The organism is Rahnella sp. RFA10(1/100) (assembly GCF_004195115.1).
GTDB classification, from domain to species: domain Bacteria; phylum Pseudomonadota; class Gammaproteobacteria; order Enterobacterales; family Enterobacteriaceae; genus Rahnella; species Rahnella perminowiae.
In genome coordinates, this window is record NZ_SEWR01000004.1 from 347,246 (window position 1) to 364,529 (window position 17,284).

Genomic DNA, 17,284 nt, shown 5'->3' on the forward strand with positions numbered 1-17,284 from the left:
TTTTAAATTCTGAATGGGTTGTCGGCGCGCTATTTGGGTTAAGCACAATGAAGTATCGATTTATTATTGATTGTTTTTCTTCAATGCCGGAGTCATCGCTTTAATATAAGTTTATTTTTACTTTCAAAACTTATTACATTAGTTAATTAACTATTTATGCATTAAGTTAATACCCGTTATATTAAAAATATGTTAACTGCTAAATTAAATAATTACATTAATGCAAACTATGATCTTATTTGTATTTAACTGCAGGGATTAATATTACATCTGCCGGGCTTTTTCTCTGCCACAGTAAAGCATTCGCCCGCAGCCAGGCGGCTGATGGTCGCACATTGAGGAGTATCCCGCTGTGAATGACTCTCATTTTGCTCTACCCCTTTTTTGCTTATCGCCCCCGCAAAAGATACTCCCGTCACACATTGTCCTGTAATTCATCAGGCAACGTCTGCACATTTGTTTTATGTCATTTAAAAAAGAATTCAGCACCGTATTTTGTTGATCAAGATCAACAGTTAAAAATAGGGAAAACGCATTATATAAACACTCCCTCCCTCTTAGGGGGAATATGAAACACCCGACAACAATAACAATAACAGGGCAATTAACACGCCAACTTTTAATAACTAGAAAAAATATTAAGTAAGTAAAAAAACCAGACAGAATCTTACCTATGCATCATCACAATATTCCTAACTACCTAAGATAAATATTATGAGCGAAATATCAAAAACTGCGGTGAAAGAGCCAGCGAAAAAAGCCGGGTCAGGCAAAAAAAATCGCTGGATCTTCTTGGCACTTCCCGTGCTGGTGTCCGTGCTCTTGCTGCTGGTTCCGGTGCCTGCCGGGCTTGAACCGTATGCGTGGCATTTCTTCGCCATCTTCGTGGGTGTCATTGTTGGTCTGATTTTCGAGCCATTACCGGGCGCCGTCATCGGTCTGACCGGTGTGGTGGTCATTGCCCTCTTCAGCCAGTGGTTACTTTTCAGCCCGGCTGAGCTGGCGGATCCTAAATTCAAAACCGCAGCACAGTCCTTCAAATGGGCAGTCAGTGGTTTTGGTAACTCCACCGTATGGTTAATCTTTGGCGCGTTCATGTTTGCCGCCGGTTACGATAAGACCCAGTTCGGCCGCCGTCTGGCGCTGATTCTGGTAAAATATCTTGGCCGCCGGAGCCTGACGCTGGGTTATGCCATCACGTTTGCTGACCTGTTACTGGCACCGTTTACACCCTCCAATACCGCGCGCAGCGGCGGCACGATCTACCCGATCATTGCTAACCTGCCGCCGTTGTATGGCTCGAAACCGAATGACCCGAGTGCGCGAAAAATCGGTTCTTATCTGATGTGGGTGGCGATCACCGCCGCGTGTATCACCAGTTCGATGTTCCTCTCCGCACTGGCACCTAACTTGCTGGCGCTGGGTATTGTGAATAGCGTGACCGGTATCAACATTTCCTGGGGCACCTGGTTCATTGCTTTCCTGCCGGTCGGTTTGCTGCTGCTGCTGACCATGCCGCTGCTGGCATACTGGTTCTACCCACCGGAAGTGAAAATCAATGATGAAGTGCCGCGCTGGGCAACCGCTGAGCTGGCAAAACTGGGCAGAATGTCCCGCCATGAAATTCTGTTGCTGGTGTTCGTCTGCTGCGCGCTGGCGATGTGGATTTTCGCGGCGAGCTTTATCGAACCCGCCATGGCTGCGCTGCTGGTCGTGGTACTGATGCTGTGGACCGGCGTGCTGAACTGGAACGACATTACCAGCAACAAACCCGCCTGGAATACCTTCGCCTGGTTCGCCACGTTGGTTGCACTGGCTGACGGTTTATCCCGCACCGGTTTTATCGCCTGGCTGGGCAAAGAAGGCGCGGCGCTGATGGGGGGGATTTCCCCGGGCGCAGCAACCATCGCCTTGTTGCTGGCGTTCTATCTGCTGCATTACCTTTTCGCCAGCACCACCGCGCACACCACCGCACTGTTACCCGCCATGCTGACCATCGGCGCGGCAATCCCTGGCATTAACATGCAGGTGTTCTGTTTGCTGATGGTGACATCTTTGGGCGTTATGGGGATCATCACGCCGTACGGTACGGGTCCAAGCCCTATTTATTACGGCAGCGGTTATCTGCCAACCAAAGATTACTGGCGCCTCGGGACTATCTTTGGTGCCATCTTCCTGATCGCTTTACTGGTAATCGGCTATCCGTGGATGGTGATGATGTTCTGATTGTGGCGATAAAATCACCCACAAAGCATTAACAGAGCATTTACTGAAAGAAAACATATAAACCTCGTTGCCAGCCTGTGTATTTGGCTGGCAACATACAGAACGAATATAAACGTCGCCCGGAACACCTCTGCTATACCGCGTCAACAGTCCCACCCCTGGCGGCAAAAACGGAAAAAGTGAGAAAACAATGTCGAACAAACCGTTCTATTATCAAAATCCCTTCCCCGTTTCCAAAGATGACACCGAATACTATCTGCTGACCAAAGACCATGTCTCTGTCAGCAACTTCGATGGTGAAGAAGTGCTTAAAGTCGAACCACAGGCGCTCACGCTGCTGGCTCAGCAGGCGTTCCATGACGCCTCATTTATGCTCAGACCTGCGCATCAGCAACAAGTGGCTTCCATTCTTCATGACCCGGAATCCAGCGAAAACGACAAATACGTGGCGCTGCAATTCCTGAGAAACTCTGAAATCGCTGCCAAAGGCATTTTGCCGACCTGCCAGGACACCGGCACGGCGATCATCATGGGTAAAAAGGGTCAGCGCGTCTGGACCGGCGGCGGTGATGAAGCCAGCCTGTCTCAGGGGGTGTATAACACTTTTATCGAAGATAACCTGCGCTATTCACAAAATGCGGCGCTGGATATGTACAAAGAAGTGAACACCGGTACTAACCTGCCCGCGCAAATCGACCTTTACAGTGTTGACGGTGACGAATACAAATTCCTCTGCATCGCCAAAGGCGGCGGTTCTGCGAATAAAACTTATCTGTACCAGGAAACCAAAGCGCTGATCACCCCGGCTAAGCTGAAAAATTATCTGGTGGATAAAATGCGCACCCTCGGTACCGCAGCCTGCCCGCCGTACCACATCGCGTTTGTCATTGGTGGTACTTCTGCAGAAGCGACGCTGAAAACCGTCAAGCTGGCCTCAACGCATTATTACGATGGTCTGCCGACGGAAGGTAATGAACACGGTCAGGCATTCCGCGACGTGAACCTCGAACAGGAACTGCTGGCCGAAGCCAACAACCTGGGCCTCGGAGCACAGTTCGGTGGCAAATACTTTGCCCACGACATCCGCGTTGTGCGTCTGCCACGTCATGGCGCATCCTGCCCGGTCGGAATGGGCGTGTCTTGTTCCGCAGACCGTAATATCAAAGCCAAAATCAACCGCGACGGTATCTGGATCGAAAAACTGGAAGACAATCCGGGTCAGTACATTCCTGAAGCATTGCGTGAGCAAGGCGAAGCCGGTGTGGTGAAAGTCGATCTGAATCGTCCGATGCCTGAAATCCTGGCGCAGCTTTCTGAATATCCGGTGTCTACCCGTTTGTCCCTGAGCGGTACGATTATCGTCGGTCGTGATATTGCACATGCCAAACTGAAAGAACGTCTGGATAATGGCGAAGGTTTGCCGCAATACATCAAAGATCATCCGATCTACTACGCCGGCCCGGCGAAAACCCCGGAAGGTTATGCCTCCGGTTCCCTCGGCCCGACCACCGCTGGCCGCATGGATTCTTACGTGGATCTTCTGCAATCCCATGGCGGCAGCATGATCATGCTGGCAAAAGGCAACCGCAGCCAGCAGGTGACCGATGCGTGCCATAAACATGGCGGCTTCTATCTGGGCAGCATCGGCGGCCCGGCAGCGGTTCTGGCGCAGCAAAGCATCAAAAGCCTGGAGTGCGTTGAATATCCTGAACTGGGTATGGAAGCTATCTGGAAAATCGAAGTCGAAAACTTCCCGGCGTTCATTCTGGTGGATGACAAAGGCAACGATTTCTTCCAGCAAATCCATGCAAGTACGTGTGCGAAATGTGTGAAGTAACTGCCTCCTGAAAGACACAAGGCCCGCCAGCAATGGCGGGCCTTTTTTATGGATAACGCTTCGGGCCATCAGCGTATTACGACATCATGTAAATTATTATCCCTTCCGTCACAATCCCCAGCGCGGTGCCGGCAAGTATTGAGGAGGACGCAGATTCCACATACGTATCGCTGCGCACAGCGAACATACCGGCGGCAATAGCAGACGGCGTTGCGCCGATGATCACCACCTGCTGCATCAGCGTATGGCTCAACCCAAATGCCAGGCCGGCAACCGCCATAATCGCCGGCTGGATCAGGTTTTTCAGGCCGACATTGGTGAACGTATGAATATTCAGCTTCGGACGCTCGCCGAAGAAGAGTAATCCCAGCGCAAACAGCGAAATTCCGCCAGCGGTTTTCCCCATCATTTCAACGGAGGAAGACAGTAACTCCGGGAGTTTAATGCCCGCCAGACTCATCACGACACCCAACACGGGGATCCAGACAATCGGATTGCGCAATGCCTTGAATAAATTATTGAGAATCATTTTGCCGAGGCTGCCCTGTTCGGCCAGATCACTGTTTTTGTCCCCCATGCGGATCAGCACAATCGTCAGCGGGATCATCAGTACGCTGGTGATCAGATTCCCGACCAGTACCCCCAGAAAACCTTCCGGCCCGATAAGTACAGCCAGCACAGGCGCGCCAAAGTAAGCCATATCCGGGAATGCGCATACCAGCGACTGAATGGCGCTGGTTTTGATGTCATGACGGAAAAACCAGTGCGAGATGCACAGCGTCAGAAGATAGGATCCCATCAGGCCGATGACTAATACTGCCATAAACGACAAATTCTGTATTTTGGCAGGATCCGTATGTAATGCACCGATAAAAAGATGTAATGGCAGTGCAAAACGGATCACGACCGTGGCTAATACTGTAGCATCGTCACGTTTCATATAACCCAGCTTGCCGCTGAGCCAGCCTAATACCATAACAAACACTAAAGGAAATAATGAGGATAAGAGTAACGTCGGCATAATATGACCTTTTTTCTTTATTATTGTTGATGTGATAACTTCATGATGAAAATAGCGGTTAGTTATATTATTTACAGCCAGTCACTATTGTGACCCGCATCACACCCGTCTCGCGAGCGGCAATAACAATAATTAATTAACCATAAAAACATTAAAATACAACGACTTAACTAAAAATAAATAATTTAACTTAAATAATAAAAAAATATTCAGGCATTTAGAACCATCCGGAAATATTTAAAAACATTATGCAGGAATTAATAAATAAGAAAGTATTAAAACACTTTTGTAAATTAAGTAACCGGAATCAAAATCCTTGTCATGTTATAAAAAATAAAACAATAATTATTTATCCGCATCAGGCAGCTATGGCCATTACCTTTTTAATATTTATGCTGGTTTTGCTGGTTATAAGATTTTACTGTGAGGGGATCCGGCAACAGAAAATAACATGCCGGGAATTAACTGAGTTCAAATGTTCTAAGGCTTAAAAATGTTAAAAAAACGCCCGCTCTACACCCACTACACAGGTTCATTGTTACTCGAAAATCCGCTGCTCAACAAAGGTTCCGCCTTCAGCCGTGATGAACGTCTGGCACTTAATCTCAACGGGCTGTTGCCCAATCAGGTCGAAACCATCAGCGAACAGACCGACCGGGCATATTCCCAGTTTTGTGATTTTAAACGCGATATTTCCAGGCACGTTTATCTGCGTAATATCCAGGATACTAATGAGACATTGTTCTACAACCTGGTGAATTCACATCTGGAAGAAATGCTGCCGATTATCTACACCCCGACGGTCGGCGAAGCCTGTGAGCACTTTTCAGATATCTACCGCCGCGCGCGGGGTCTGTTCATCTCTTACCCTGACCGCGCTCATATCGACGAAATGCTGCAAAATTTCTCCAAAAACGACATCCGGGTGATCGTCGTCACTGACGGTGAGCGTATCCTTGGACTGGGCGATCAGGGGATTGGCGGTATGGGGATCCCTATCGGCAAGCTTTCGCTTTACACTTCCTGTGGGGGCATCAACCCGGCCAATACACTGCCAATCATGCTTGATGTCGGGACCAATAACGCCCGGCGACTCGATGACCCGCTGTACATGGGCTGGCGCCATCCGCGTATTACCGACGGCGAATATAATGAATTTATAGATATGTTCATTCAGGCGATAAAGACCCGTTGGCCGGATGTGCTCCTCCAGTTCGAAGACTTCGCACAGACCAATGCCATGCCACTTCTGGAGCGCTACCGTGAGGAGTTGTGCTGTTTCAATGATGATATTCAAGGTACCGCCGCGGTCACGCTGGGCTGTCTGATTGCTGCCAGTCATGCCGCAGGCACCCAACTGCGTGATCACCGTGTGACCTTCCTTGGCGCAGGCTCTGCCGGTTGCGGTATCGCTGAGAAAATCATCGCACAGATGGTGGCAGAGGGGGCGACAGAAGACGAAGCGCGTAGCCAGGTTTTCATGGTGGATCGCTTTGGCCTGCTGACAGATGACATGCCGAATTTGCTCGATTTTCAGCGCAAACTGGTGACAGATAAAGATAAAATCACTCACTGGAATGTGGATAGCCAGAATATCTCGTTGCAGGACGTGGTGCACCATTCCAAACCGACCATTCTGATTGGCGTGTCCGGGCAACCGGGATTATTTACCGAAGAGATTATCCGTGAGATGCACCACAACTGCCCTCACCCTATCATCATGCCGCTCTCGAACCCGACTTCCCGCGCAGAAGCACGGCCACAGGATGTCATCGCCTGGACTGAAGGTGCCGCGCTGATGGCGACAGGCAGTCCGTTCGCACCGGTACATTATCAGGATCACACTTACCCGATCCCGCAATGCAACAACGCTTACATTTTCCCGGGGCTGGGATTAGGCATTCTGGCTTGTGGAGCACGCCGTGTGACCGATGGCATGTTGCTGGCCGCCAGTCAGGCTCTGGCCAGCCTTTCTCCGCTGGCGACGACAGGCAAAGGCTCATTATTACCGGCTATTGCCGATATTCAGCATGTGTCTAAAGTCATTGCCGCAGAAGTTGCCCGCGTCGCACAACAGGAAGGCGTGGCGGCGAACGTTACAGAGGAGGAATTACAAAGCCGTCTTAATGCCGAGTTCTGGAAACCGGAATACCGGTCTTATAAGCATTCGTCATTCTGATGTATGTGTGGCCGGTATCTCCATGCCGGCCTGTTTCGTAATGACACCGTTAAAGTTCCGCTTTTCCCGGATTATCGAAACCTACACGCCCGACAAACGGCAAACGCAGTGCCGGATCCTTCACATCAATACCTAAATTCAATCCTAACACATTGATTTCAAGTCCCTCTTCCACACCGAGCGTCACGCCCAATACCCCCAGTAAAGAGACCTGCACGCCGCGCCCCGATGGCGGTAAACCGATCGGATTCGTGATCCCGCGGTAATCTTTGCCGATCGCATTGGAAGGAAGATCAAGCGCCAGCTCCGGCACTACGCGCCCGATGTGCGCCATAAAGGTATTGCTGTTTGGGCCCGGCCACGCATGATAGGTATGCGGATACGGATAGCTTTTGATTGCCGCTTCTATTTTTGGGATCATCATTTGCGCCTGCGCACCACGGTGATCAACCAGTATGCGTGGCTGCGAGCCAAACCAATATCCGTCTGCAATCGCGTAATTTCGGCGCACTACGTCAGTGCTGCCCCAGCTGATTACGTCATAGCGGGTAAATTCCGTCTCCCCTTCACGTTTATAAATTATCCACGGATGAACCGCCACCAGCCCGCGCCAGCCATAGGTCGGTGCGGCATAAACCTGGATAATGGCGATGTTTTTGAGTCTGGCGGGATCCGGTGCAATACCGGCCGAAGTGCGTCGTGCCGTTGACCAGCTCTGGCCGGCGGGTTCTGCCCGGGTTTGTGTCGCTTTGGCGTAGCTGTATCCGAAAGATAGCAATAAAACCAAGACAAACCCGAAACTTACCCATTTTATGGCGATCATACTTTTATTCACCTTTGACATGAGTTCGGAAGTTCACAACTACACAACTGATTTACAGGACAACTTATATGTCCGAAGACACGCCGTAGCTGAAAGAATTATTTGTACCTCATTAATTCCCCCCTGTCGTGCTGTCATTCGTTGTAAAGGCATCGGTTTAAGCCAGACTCCGGCAAGGCGTGACAAATTTATCCATTAAGCCACGTTATGTAATCCGGGCAAAATCAGACTCCAGCCCATTGTTGCACCCGCTATGCTGGCTCATACTGCCTGCAATACTGAAGAGATTTCGCGCATTAAATGGAAACAATAAATTCACATTAACGCATTGATTATTAAAGGATGAATATGACTGACTCTAAGAAGGCATTAATCATCGGCGCATCACGCGGTATCGGTCTGGGTGTGGTCGAGGTCCTCGCAAAACGCGGCTGGCAGGTGACCGCCACCACGCGTGATGCCGTTCCGGCCAAAACCCCGGCGTCTGTTGAATGGGTAAAACTGGATATTAATAAATCCGAAGCACGACAGGCGGTGAAAGACGCACTTTCAGACAGCCATTTTGATTTGATTTTTGTGAATGCAGGCATCTTTGGTCCGGATCATCAGCATATTCATCAGGCCAGCGATGAAGAAATTATTCAGCTGTTTTTGACTAATGCTATTTCCCCGGTCCGTTGCGCCGGTGAATTACTGCCTTTCCTGAACCACCGCACCGGTGTTCTGGCGCTGATGACCTCTGAACTGTCGAGCCTCAATGAAAATGAAGCGGCGACTTATCCGCTTTATTCCGCCAGTAAAGCCGCACTGAATATGCTGACCCGCGGGTTGTATCAACAGATCGAAAAACAAGAACTGACTCTGCTTTCCGTTCATCCGGGCTGGGTACAGACCGATATGGGCGGTGAAAATGCCACACTGACCATCACTGAAAGTGCCACCGGCATTGTCGATCAGTTCGAAGCCTGGCGCGGCAAAGGCGGCCATCATTTTGTTGAGTATTCAGGCCGTGAATTGCGCTGGTAAAAAGGGTTTGAGCTGACAAACGGCTTGATCGGTTTTTGTGTTAATGCCACCATTAGGAAATAAACGCTTCCTAATGGTGGTTTTTTTATGACATCTTCCTGCCCGAAGGATCGCGGTCGTCCGCGTGAATTTGATACTGAACTTGCACTGGATAACGCCATGACGGTGTTTCGTGAAAAAGGCTTTCATGCGGCATCCATCAGTGATCTGAGTCAGGCCATGAATCTCACTGCAGGCAGCATTTACAAAGCCTTCAGCGATAAGCGCACCCTGTTTCTCACTGTATTTGAACGCTACACCTCGCTGCGCAATACACAGTTACGCCAGCAAATTGAGCGTGTCGCCACCGGCCGTGAATGCATTGCCGAGGTGCTGCGCTTTTACCTGCGTTCTTCCCATGAAATTGAAGGCCGTCGCGGATGTCTGGTTGTCGGCAGTACCGTCGGATTACTCACGCTGGATGAAGAACTCGCCACACTGGTGCGTCAGGCCATTATGCGCAACAAATTGTTCCTGGCCTCCCTCATTGAACGGGGCCAGCAGGACGGTTCTGTCCCGCCGGGCATTGATGCGCAGGCCGCCTCGTCCCTGATGTTATGGATCGTTTTAGGCATGCGTGTCGCCGGTAAAGTTGAAAACAATGAAGCCAGCGAAGCTACGCTGAAACTGGCACTAAAAATCCTCGATTAAAAATTTTTTCCCATTTAGGAATCAATCATTTCCTAATTATATTTTTAATCCACTGACGTTAAGGAAACTTATTATGACTGATATCGTCCCGTCCGCGGTGATAACTGCCGCGCCTTTTGCTGCCGCTGACCCTACCCTTTCCGGTTTTACGCATCGTTACGCCACCGTCGACGGTGTACGGCTGCATTATGTCAGCGGCGGAAATCCGGAAGGCAAAGTATTGTTGCTCCTGGCGGGTTTTCCACAAACCTGGTACGCGTGGCGCAATGTGATGAAATCGCTCGCAAAAGATTACTGGCTGGTGGCACCGGACCTGCCCGGACAGGGCGATTCGGACCGGCCGCAAACCGGTTACGACACACGCAGCCTGGCGCAGAAAACCCACGGATTAATGCAGCTTCTCGGTCACAAGCATTATTCGCTGGCAGCACATGATGTCGGTGCGTGGGTGGCGTATCCCTATGCCGCGATGTATGGCGGGGAAGTACAGTGGCTTGCACTGCTGGACGCAGGGATCCCCGGGATCACCTTGCCGGACGCGCTGCCCGTCACACCTGACAAATCGTGGAAAACCTGGCATTTTGCTTTCCACACATTGCCTGATCTGCCTGAAGCGCTGATCGCCGGTAATGAACGGGTGTATCTCGACTGGTTTTTACGCCGTAAAACTGCCGCGCCGGATGCTTTTACTGACGACGATATCAGCGAATATCTGCGCACGTTCCTGAAAAGTGGCGGCCTGCGTGCCGGACTGGCGTATTACCGGTCAGTCACAGAATCGGCTGAACAGAACCGCGAACTGAACCGTCACGGAAAATTAAAAATGCCGGTACTGGCGGTCAGCGCCGACCAGGGGTCAATCCCGGACATGGCGATTCCCCTGCGCGCTTTCGCCGAAAATGTAACCGGCATCATCATCCCTCACAGCGGCCATTTCATTGCAGAAGAACAGCCGGGAGTTTTAGCGCGCGAATTGCATAGTTTCTTCACAATGTGAGATGAAGATTTGCTGAATTTTTTGTGATAAATATACAACTCAGATTGTTTGTTAATTATTTGTTCATAAAATAATTGCCGGGCTAACGAGTCGTTACCGACCGCAGACACGGCATCTTTCATATTCAGGGATTTGTCATGTCTGCTTCTTCCGTTAATTCGGATTCGCTGTTACAGCACCGTTCATTTGTGGCTTTCTGGATTGCCCGTGCCGCATCCAGCTTTGGTTTTCAGATGCTCTCCATTGTGGTGAGCTGGCAGATTTACTCGATCACCGGCCGCGCATTTGATCTCGGGCTGATCGGACTGGTGCAATTTTTACCCTCCGTTGCGCTGGCGCTGGTCGCCGGTCACGTGGCTGATCAGTTTGACCGCCGCCGCGTGGTGCTGCTCGGGCAAATCGCCGAATGGGTAGCGATTGGTGCACTGGCCTATCTGACACTGACGCATCATGTCAATGAAGTGATCGTGCTCAGCCTGATTTTTGTGATTTCCACCGCTAAAGCCATGGAAGCTCCGTCCTTGCAGTCGATGTTACCCGCACTGGTGCCACCGAATTTGCTGGCCCGCGCCATGGCCGCCACCAGCGTTTCCGGACAAGCTGCGTCGATGGTCGGCCCGGCGCTCGGCGGCTTTTTGTATGTTGCGGGAGCGGGCGTGGCCTATAGCGTATGCGCCTGCCTGTATCTGCTATCTATCATGATGGTCAGCCGTTTACGCTATGAACAGGCTCCGCCGCGCCGTGTTCCGGCAACCTTCAAAACGTTGTTTGCGGGCATTGGCTTTATCCGCGCCCGACCGGATGTGCTGGGTGTGATTTCGCTCGATCTGTTCGCCGTTTTACTCGGTGGCGCAACAGCCCTGCTGCCAATTTTCGCTCACGACATTCTGCATACCGGTCCGTGGGGATTAGGCCTATTGCGCGGCGCACCGGCGGTCGGCGGTTTGATCGTCGGGTTCTGGCTAAGCCACCGCGCACTCAACCGTAATGTCGGGAAGATTATGTTCGCTGCGGTTGCAGGGTTTGGTGCCGCCACGCTGGTCTTTGCGTTTTCCACCTCGCTCTGGTTATCAATGCTTGCACTGTTCGCTCTCGGCGGTTTCGACATGATCAGCATGGTGATCCGCGGTGCCCTGGTGCAGCTCGACACACCGGACGACATGCGCGGGCGCGTCAGTGCGGTGAATTCCATCTTCATCAATACCTCAAATCAACTCGGTGAATTTGAATCCGGTCTGCTGGCTGCCTGGGCAGGCGCGGTTCCCGCCGCAGCCATTGGCGGTATCGGCACGCTGATCGTGGTCGGATTGTGGATGACGTGGTTCCCGGGCCTGCGTCAACGGCAGAAACTGGAAAATGAGGTGCTCACACCGTAAACGCGGTGCGGGATTGTCAAAACTGGAATAATTCAATAATTCTCAATATAATCAGCTTATTCATTCATCAACGTTATATAAGGAGGATTGCCATGCTGACCCGTGAAGTTTTTTTAATTTCACTCGTTCTTAGCGATCGTCATTGCTCAGGCATTTCCGGCACCTTGCTGCGATAACCGGCTTGAGCGAAGCTAACTGACACCCTGAGTACTTCCCTCCGGCTTACCGGTTATCGTCCGCTTTTTTGACGATAGGCACTTTTGCGCCTGAAAACCTGAGTAAGCATCATGACAACTTTATTATCTGCACAATCTTTATCTTTCGATAATGCCTTTGGCCCGTTGCTGGCTGACATTTCCTTTGGCCTGAAAAAAGGCGACCGCATAGGTCTCATCGGCCATAACGGCTGCGGTAAAAGCACCCTACTGAAAATTCTCAGCGGCGAACTGGCGGCCTCCTCCGGCACTTCGACGCTGGCGAATCATTGCCTGATGGCGCGCGTCGAACAACAACTTCCTGCCGGACTCAATGACTGCACCCTGCTGGAATCGGTGCTTGATCATCTCCCCGGCGGCTTGCATCAGCCTGAAGTCTGGCAGGCGCAGGTGCTGCTTTCGAATCTTGGTTTTGACGAGAAGGCCTGGGAACTGACGGCGGGCACGCTCAGCGGCGGCCAGCATACCCGACTGTTGCTGGCGAGGGCACTGATCCGCCAGCCAGATTTACTGCTGCTCGATGAACCGAGTAATCATCTGGATTTGCCGACATTACTGTGGCTGGAACAGTTTCTGAAAAACTGGACGGGCAGCTTCGTTCTGGTCTCCCATGACCGCAGCCTGCTGGACAGCGTAACCAACGCCACCTGGATCCTGCGCGATAAAACGCTGCAATTTATCCGCATGCCCTGTACTAAGGCACGACAGGCGCTGGAAGAAAAAGACATGGCAGACGCGCTGCGCCGCAAGGCCGAACAAAAGGAAATTGACCGTGTGACGCTCAGCGCCAAACGTCTGGCTATATGGGGCAGCGTTTACGACAACGAAGGGCTGGCGCGTAAAGCCAAGCAAATGGAAAAACATGTGGTGCGCATGAAGGAAGATCAGACCGATGTCACCGCAGGCAGTCAGTGGAAACTGCGACTGACCGGAGAGGTGCTGGCGGCGGATCGCGTGCTGGCACTCTCTGACTTGCTGGTGCGGCCGGCAGCTGATGCACCCGTGCTGTTTACTCTTGACGAAATGCGGGTAAAAAGTGGCGACCGCATCGCGCTGGTCGGGCGTAACGGCTGCGGTAAATCATCCCTTCTGCACAGCGTATGGCAGGCTTTTATTCACCCGGAAACCGCGGTCAGTGGTGTGGTTTTCCACCCGCGTGTACGGATAGGGTATTACGATCAAAACCAGCATCAGTTGCAGGATAACGATTCGCTTTCTGCTGCACTGGCACGTTTCGCGCCGCTGACCGAAGAACAGCGAAAAATGGCGCTGATCGGGGCGGGATTTCCGTATATCCGTCATCAGCAAAAAGTGAGCACACTTAGCGGTGGCGAACGGTCACGTCTGCTATTTATCGGCCTGACGCTGGCAAACTATTCCCTTTTGTTACTTGATGAGCCGACCAATCATCTCGATCTGGAAGGCAAAGAGGAACTGGCAGAAACGCTGAAAACCTTCAGCGGTGCAGTGCTGATGGTTTCCCATGACAGGACGTTGATCGAGCAAAGTTGTAACCGCTTCTGGCTGATAGATCAGCAGCGTCTGGAAGAATGGCATTCACCCGCACCGGTGTATGCCATCCTGGCGGGCAGCGCTCCGCCTGCCCACACGCCGGTGTCTGAAGTTATGCGGGCAGACGTGGCGATTCAGGATGCAGAAGAGGAACAACTGCTGACGCGACTGACGGATCTGGAAAATAAACTGGAAAATGACCTGGCGCGAAAGCCAAAGCACCAGAAACCGGAACTGCAACGCCAGTGGCAACAACAGATTGCTGAACTGAATGCGTTGCTGGATCTGCTTTAAAGACCTATGTTAAGCAACAGAATATTTATTTTTACTGACACAACGCATACCTGTTCCTGCCGGAGATATTATGTTTAACGTTTTACGTGCTGAACCTAAAACCACTTTCGAATACGGTCCGTTCCGCATCCGCCGTATGCGTCCCGGGAAAATAGTGCCAGAAAATAGCGATGAGGCGTTCGGGCCGCTAAGTGTTATCGATCATGCCAATCTGGAACTGGGTACGCTGGTGAAAATGCATGAGCATACCAACGATGAAATTTTCAGCTATATGTGGCGCGGGTCGATGGTACATGAAGATTCTGCCGGTCATCGTGTCTCGCTTTCGCCGAAAAAACTGATGATGATGAATGCCGGAGAAAGCTTCTGGCATGAGGAATCCACGCCGCTGGTACCGGCTGAAATGTTGCAGATTTTTATTCGTCCGCGCAAGGCAGACCTCGAAGGCCGCGTGCAGTTTATGGAGCGCCCGGACGGCGTTAAGCAAAACGAATGGACGCTGCTGGCCGCGCCGGAAGGGATTGAATCTCCGCTTGAAATCCGACAGGCGGTCTATATTTATGATATCCGTATGGATGAAAACAGTACCACGGAGATTCCGGCACATGCGGGATTTGCACAATGGTTGTATGTCATGGATGGCGAAATCAGCATTGCGGACGTCAGTCTGTCAAAAGGTGATGCGATCAGCGATGAGGAAAGTGCGTTGCCTGCCGCCTCGGCAAAACGAGAGACTACCCTGGTCTGTTTCCTCGTTTGTCTGGGTGCGGAAGCCATTCTGGAAGGGGCAATCAGCGGGAAGTAAAGAAATCTGATACTTAAAATGTAAAAGCCCCAGTCGTTAAACCGGGGCTTTTAAGGTACTACCAAATTAATATTTAACATTCATCAACTTAATTGCATATTACAACTTCTAAAGATGCACATATTTTCACAGGATATATTTTGAAGCCAGGTAACGCTATCCTCCTATAATTTTGTGGAATAACATCGATATCCTGTTCATTTCATCCATACCGGTTTTCAGTCGGGATAAATGAGTACATCACCCTCGCGATATATACTCTTTGATGCGTGACCTTACTTTCGTCGCGACATTCTCGATTTCAGACTTAACGTACCCAAATCGCGAACATTACTCTGACTAACAAGGCGTTACATCATCGCGTTTTCTTCCACATCATGCGATCGTACAGCTGTACTGCGTGGCCTTAAAGCATCATCTCACGGATTTTAATTAAATCCGGTATTGAATCACCCAAACTAAAATACTTCGTGGCCTTTATCGCATCTCGTTACTGGCAAGTTTATCAACTTGCTAAATGCACCGCGAAATAAAATTTTCATTCCATTTCTCTCTGGTGCTGAGTTCTAATTTACTCGCTAAAAATCGTCTGTCAACCCTGTATTTACGAACAGGTTTTTTAAGACGTGCCATATAAGAAAACATAATGCAATCTGTGACCTATACCAAAGATTTTGATGAGGCATGCAACCAAAAAGTCGAATTTAAATAATCTCGTGTAAACATCTACCGCCCTCCCCGGCATGCTGACCGCCATATCATCCACCTTGTATCAGTAAACTAGTTCAACAGTGTACTTCTCCCTGTAAATCCACTATATTGCTGCGCTCAGGGCCTTAATCGCAGCACAAATGCGCGATATCCGGTCACTTTTCATACCACATCTTTTACAGCAATTCATTTGACGAATCGTGATAAAAGCCACGCGAGGATACGCACTATGGCGACGCTTTCCGTGACCACCCCGCAACATTCTGTATGGGGCGGCGCAATGATTATCGGTGGAACTATCATCGGTGCAGGGATGTTTTCTTTGCCGGTGGTGATGTCCGGGGCCTGGTTTTTCTGGTCAGTGGCTGCACTGATTGTTACCTGGTTCTGTATGCTGCACTCCGGCCTGATGATCCTCGAAGCGAATCTTAACTATCCGACAGGTTCGAGTTTTCATACTGTCACCGGCGATTTGCTGGGGAAAAACTGGAACCGGCTGAATGGCATCACTATCGCTTTCGTGCTGTATATTCTGACTTACGCGTATATTTCTGCCAGCGGCTCAGTGATTCAGCATACGTTGCGGGAGATGTCAGTGAGCTTTTCGCCCCGTCTTGGCGGACTGCTGACCGCGCTGGCGGTTGCCTTCATTGTCTGGATCAGCACCCGTGCGGTGAGCCGCATGACCGCCATTGTGCTGGGCGCCAAAATCATTGCTTTCTTCCTGACATTTGGCAGCCTGCTGTGGCACATCAAACCGGTAAATTTGCTAAACAGCGTTGAGCTGAACCCAAGTTACGCGCCATATGTGCTGGCGACGCTGCCGTTTTGCCTGGCCTCGTTTGGCTATCACGGCAACGTACCGAGTCTGATGAAGTATTACGGTAAAAACCCGCATATCATCAAAAAATGCCTGTTGCTGGGCACGCTGATGGCGCTTGGGTTATATGTCATCTGGATGCTGGGCACGATGGGTAACATTCCGCGCCCGGCATTTACTGATATAACCGAACGTGGTGGCAATATTGATGTACTGGTGCAATCGCTGAGTCAGATCCTCAACAGCGCAGGGCTGGATTTGCTGCTGACGATTTTTTCCAACTTCGCCGTAGCCTGTTCATTCCTGGGCGTTACACTGGGATTATTTGACTATCTGGCTGACCTTTTCAAATTCGACGACAGCCGTACCGGCCGTTTTAAAACCGCGCTGGTCACCTTTGTGCCGCCGGTCATTGGCGGCGTGATCTACCCGGATGGTTTCATTTACGCGATTGGTTTTGCCGGTCTCGCCGCCACAGTCTGGGCAGTGATTGTTCCGGCCCTGATGGCGCGGGCATCACGGCAGCGTTTCGGCAGCCCGCTCTACCGCGTGTGGGGCGGCAATAAAATGATTGTGCTCGTGCTGCTGTTCGGCATGATAAATGCGGTGGTGCATATATTATCGAGTGTAAATATGCTGCCGGTGTATCGTTAAGGCGGTCTGAATTTGCGGACTTACCGGCCCCTGAACAGCACGCTAACCGCTAAAGTAATCAGGATTCCGCAGTGAAATGGTGGTGACAAATAACGTCT

General features: G+C 50.8%; 12 protein-coding genes. 10 read left to right on the plus strand and 2 right to left on the minus strand.

What is annotated here, in order from left to right; genetic code table 11:
* Positions 1-714: 714 nt before the first annotated feature.
* Both ETV65_RS14955 and fumA read left to right on the plus strand, forming a co-directional pair.
* The gene (locus ETV65_RS14955; RefSeq protein ID WP_129953602.1) at positions 715-2,226 is read left to right on the plus strand and encodes an anion permease; all 1,512 of its coding nucleotides are present in this window, start codon (positions 715-717) and stop codon (positions 2,224-2,226) included.
* A 190-nt stretch (positions 2,227-2,416) separates the two neighbouring features.
* Positions 2,417-4,063: a class I fumarate hydratase FumA gene (gene fumA / locus ETV65_RS14960; RefSeq protein WP_129953603.1), complete on the plus strand. Its 1,647-nt coding sequence runs from the start codon at positions 2,417-2,419 to the stop codon at positions 4,061-4,063.
* Positions 4,064-4,139: 76 nt separating this feature from the next.
* On the opposite strand, the gene ETV65_RS14965 is transcribed toward fumA, so the two are convergent.
* Complete coding sequence (locus ETV65_RS14965) at positions 4,140-5,084, minus strand: AEC family transporter (protein ID WP_129953604.1); 945 nt, start codon at positions 5,082-5,084, stop codon at positions 4,140-4,142.
* A gap of 493 nt (positions 5,085-5,577) precedes the next feature.
* On the opposite strand from ETV65_RS14965, the gene ETV65_RS14970 reads away from it, so the two are divergent.
* Positions 5,578-7,263, plus strand: a complete 1,686-nt coding sequence (locus tag ETV65_RS14970; RefSeq protein WP_129953605.1) for an NAD-dependent malic enzyme — start codon at positions 5,578-5,580, stop codon at positions 7,261-7,263.
* Between the two features lie 49 nt (positions 7,264-7,312).
* Here the strand turns inward: ETV65_RS14970 and ETV65_RS14975 are convergent, their stop codons facing one another.
* Positions 7,313-8,086, minus strand: a complete 774-nt coding sequence (locus ETV65_RS14975) for a DUF3750 domain-containing protein (protein ID WP_129953606.1) — start codon at positions 8,084-8,086, stop codon at positions 7,313-7,315.
* A 348-nt stretch (positions 8,087-8,434) separates the two neighbouring features.
* Here ETV65_RS14975 and ETV65_RS14980 point away from each other — a divergent pair, with 348 nt between their 5' ends.
* The 7 genes from ETV65_RS14980 to mtr all read left to right on the plus strand — a co-directional run bounded on the left by ETV65_RS14980 (position 8,435) and on the right by mtr (position 17,186).
* Positions 8,435-9,112 carry an SDR family oxidoreductase gene (locus ETV65_RS14980; RefSeq protein ID WP_129953607.1) on the plus strand — a complete coding sequence of 226 codons (678 nt, stop codon included), beginning with the start codon at positions 8,435-8,437 and terminating at the stop codon, positions 9,110-9,112.
* Positions 9,113-9,199: 87 nt separating this feature from the next.
* Positions 9,200-9,802: a TetR/AcrR family transcriptional regulator gene (locus tag ETV65_RS14985; protein ID WP_129953608.1), complete on the plus strand. Its 603-nt coding sequence runs from the start codon at positions 9,200-9,202 to the stop codon at positions 9,800-9,802.
* Positions 9,803-9,875: 73 nt separating this feature from the next.
* Positions 9,876-10,799 carry an alpha/beta hydrolase gene (locus ETV65_RS14990; RefSeq protein WP_129953609.1) on the plus strand — a complete coding sequence of 308 codons (924 nt, stop codon included), beginning with the start codon at positions 9,876-9,878 and terminating at the stop codon, positions 10,797-10,799.
* 137 nt (positions 10,800-10,936) lie between these two features.
* The gene (locus ETV65_RS14995) at positions 10,937-12,175 is read left to right on the plus strand and encodes an MFS transporter (protein WP_129953610.1); all 1,239 of its coding nucleotides are present in this window, start codon (positions 10,937-10,939) and stop codon (positions 12,173-12,175) included.
* A 287-nt stretch (positions 12,176-12,462) separates the two neighbouring features.
* Positions 12,463-14,196, plus strand: coding sequence for an ABC-F family ATP-binding cassette domain-containing protein (locus tag ETV65_RS15000; RefSeq protein WP_129953611.1), 1,734 nt, complete (start codon positions 12,463-12,465; stop codon positions 14,194-14,196).
* A 70-nt stretch (positions 14,197-14,266) separates the two neighbouring features.
* Positions 14,267-15,001 carry a pirin family protein gene (locus tag ETV65_RS15005; protein WP_129953612.1) on the plus strand — a complete coding sequence of 245 codons (735 nt, stop codon included), beginning with the start codon at positions 14,267-14,269 and terminating at the stop codon, positions 14,999-15,001.
* 940 nt (positions 15,002-15,941) lie between these two features.
* Positions 15,942-17,186, plus strand: a complete 1,245-nt coding sequence (gene mtr, locus ETV65_RS15010; RefSeq protein WP_129953613.1) for a tryptophan permease — start codon at positions 15,942-15,944, stop codon at positions 17,184-17,186.
* The last annotated feature ends 98 nt before the right edge of the window (positions 17,187-17,284 follow it).

Bases quoted from the DNA above. Each gene is read 5' to 3' on its own strand.
- ETV65_RS14955 (WP_129953602.1), top strand. From the start codon at position 715: ATGAGCGAAATATCAAAAACTGCGGTGAAAGAGCCAGCGAAAAAAGCC.
- fumA (WP_129953603.1), top strand. From the start codon at position 2,417: ATGTCGAACAAACCGTTCTATTATCAAAATCCCTTCCCCGTTTCCAAA.
- ETV65_RS14965 (WP_129953604.1), bottom strand. From the start codon at position 5,084: ATGCCGACGTTACTCTTATCCTCATTATTTCCTTTAGTGTTTGTTATG.
- ETV65_RS14970 (WP_129953605.1), top strand. From the start codon at position 5,578: ATGTTAAAAAAACGCCCGCTCTACACCCACTACACAGGTTCATTGTTA.
- ETV65_RS14975 (WP_129953606.1), bottom strand. From the start codon at position 8,086: ATGATCGCCATAAAATGGGTAAGTTTCGGGTTTGTCTTGGTTTTATTG.
- ETV65_RS14980 (WP_129953607.1), top strand. From the start codon at position 8,435: ATGACTGACTCTAAGAAGGCATTAATCATCGGCGCATCACGCGGTATC.
- ETV65_RS14985 (WP_129953608.1), top strand. From the start codon at position 9,200: ATGACATCTTCCTGCCCGAAGGATCGCGGTCGTCCGCGTGAATTTGAT.
- ETV65_RS14990 (WP_129953609.1), top strand. From the start codon at position 9,876: ATGACTGATATCGTCCCGTCCGCGGTGATAACTGCCGCGCCTTTTGCT.
- ETV65_RS14995 (WP_129953610.1), top strand. From the start codon at position 10,937: ATGTCTGCTTCTTCCGTTAATTCGGATTCGCTGTTACAGCACCGTTCA.
- ETV65_RS15000 (WP_129953611.1), top strand. From the start codon at position 12,463: ATGACAACTTTATTATCTGCACAATCTTTATCTTTCGATAATGCCTTT.
- ETV65_RS15005 (WP_129953612.1), top strand. From the start codon at position 14,267: ATGTTTAACGTTTTACGTGCTGAACCTAAAACCACTTTCGAATACGGT.
- mtr (WP_129953613.1), top strand. From the start codon at position 15,942: ATGGCGACGCTTTCCGTGACCACCCCGCAACATTCTGTATGGGGCGGC.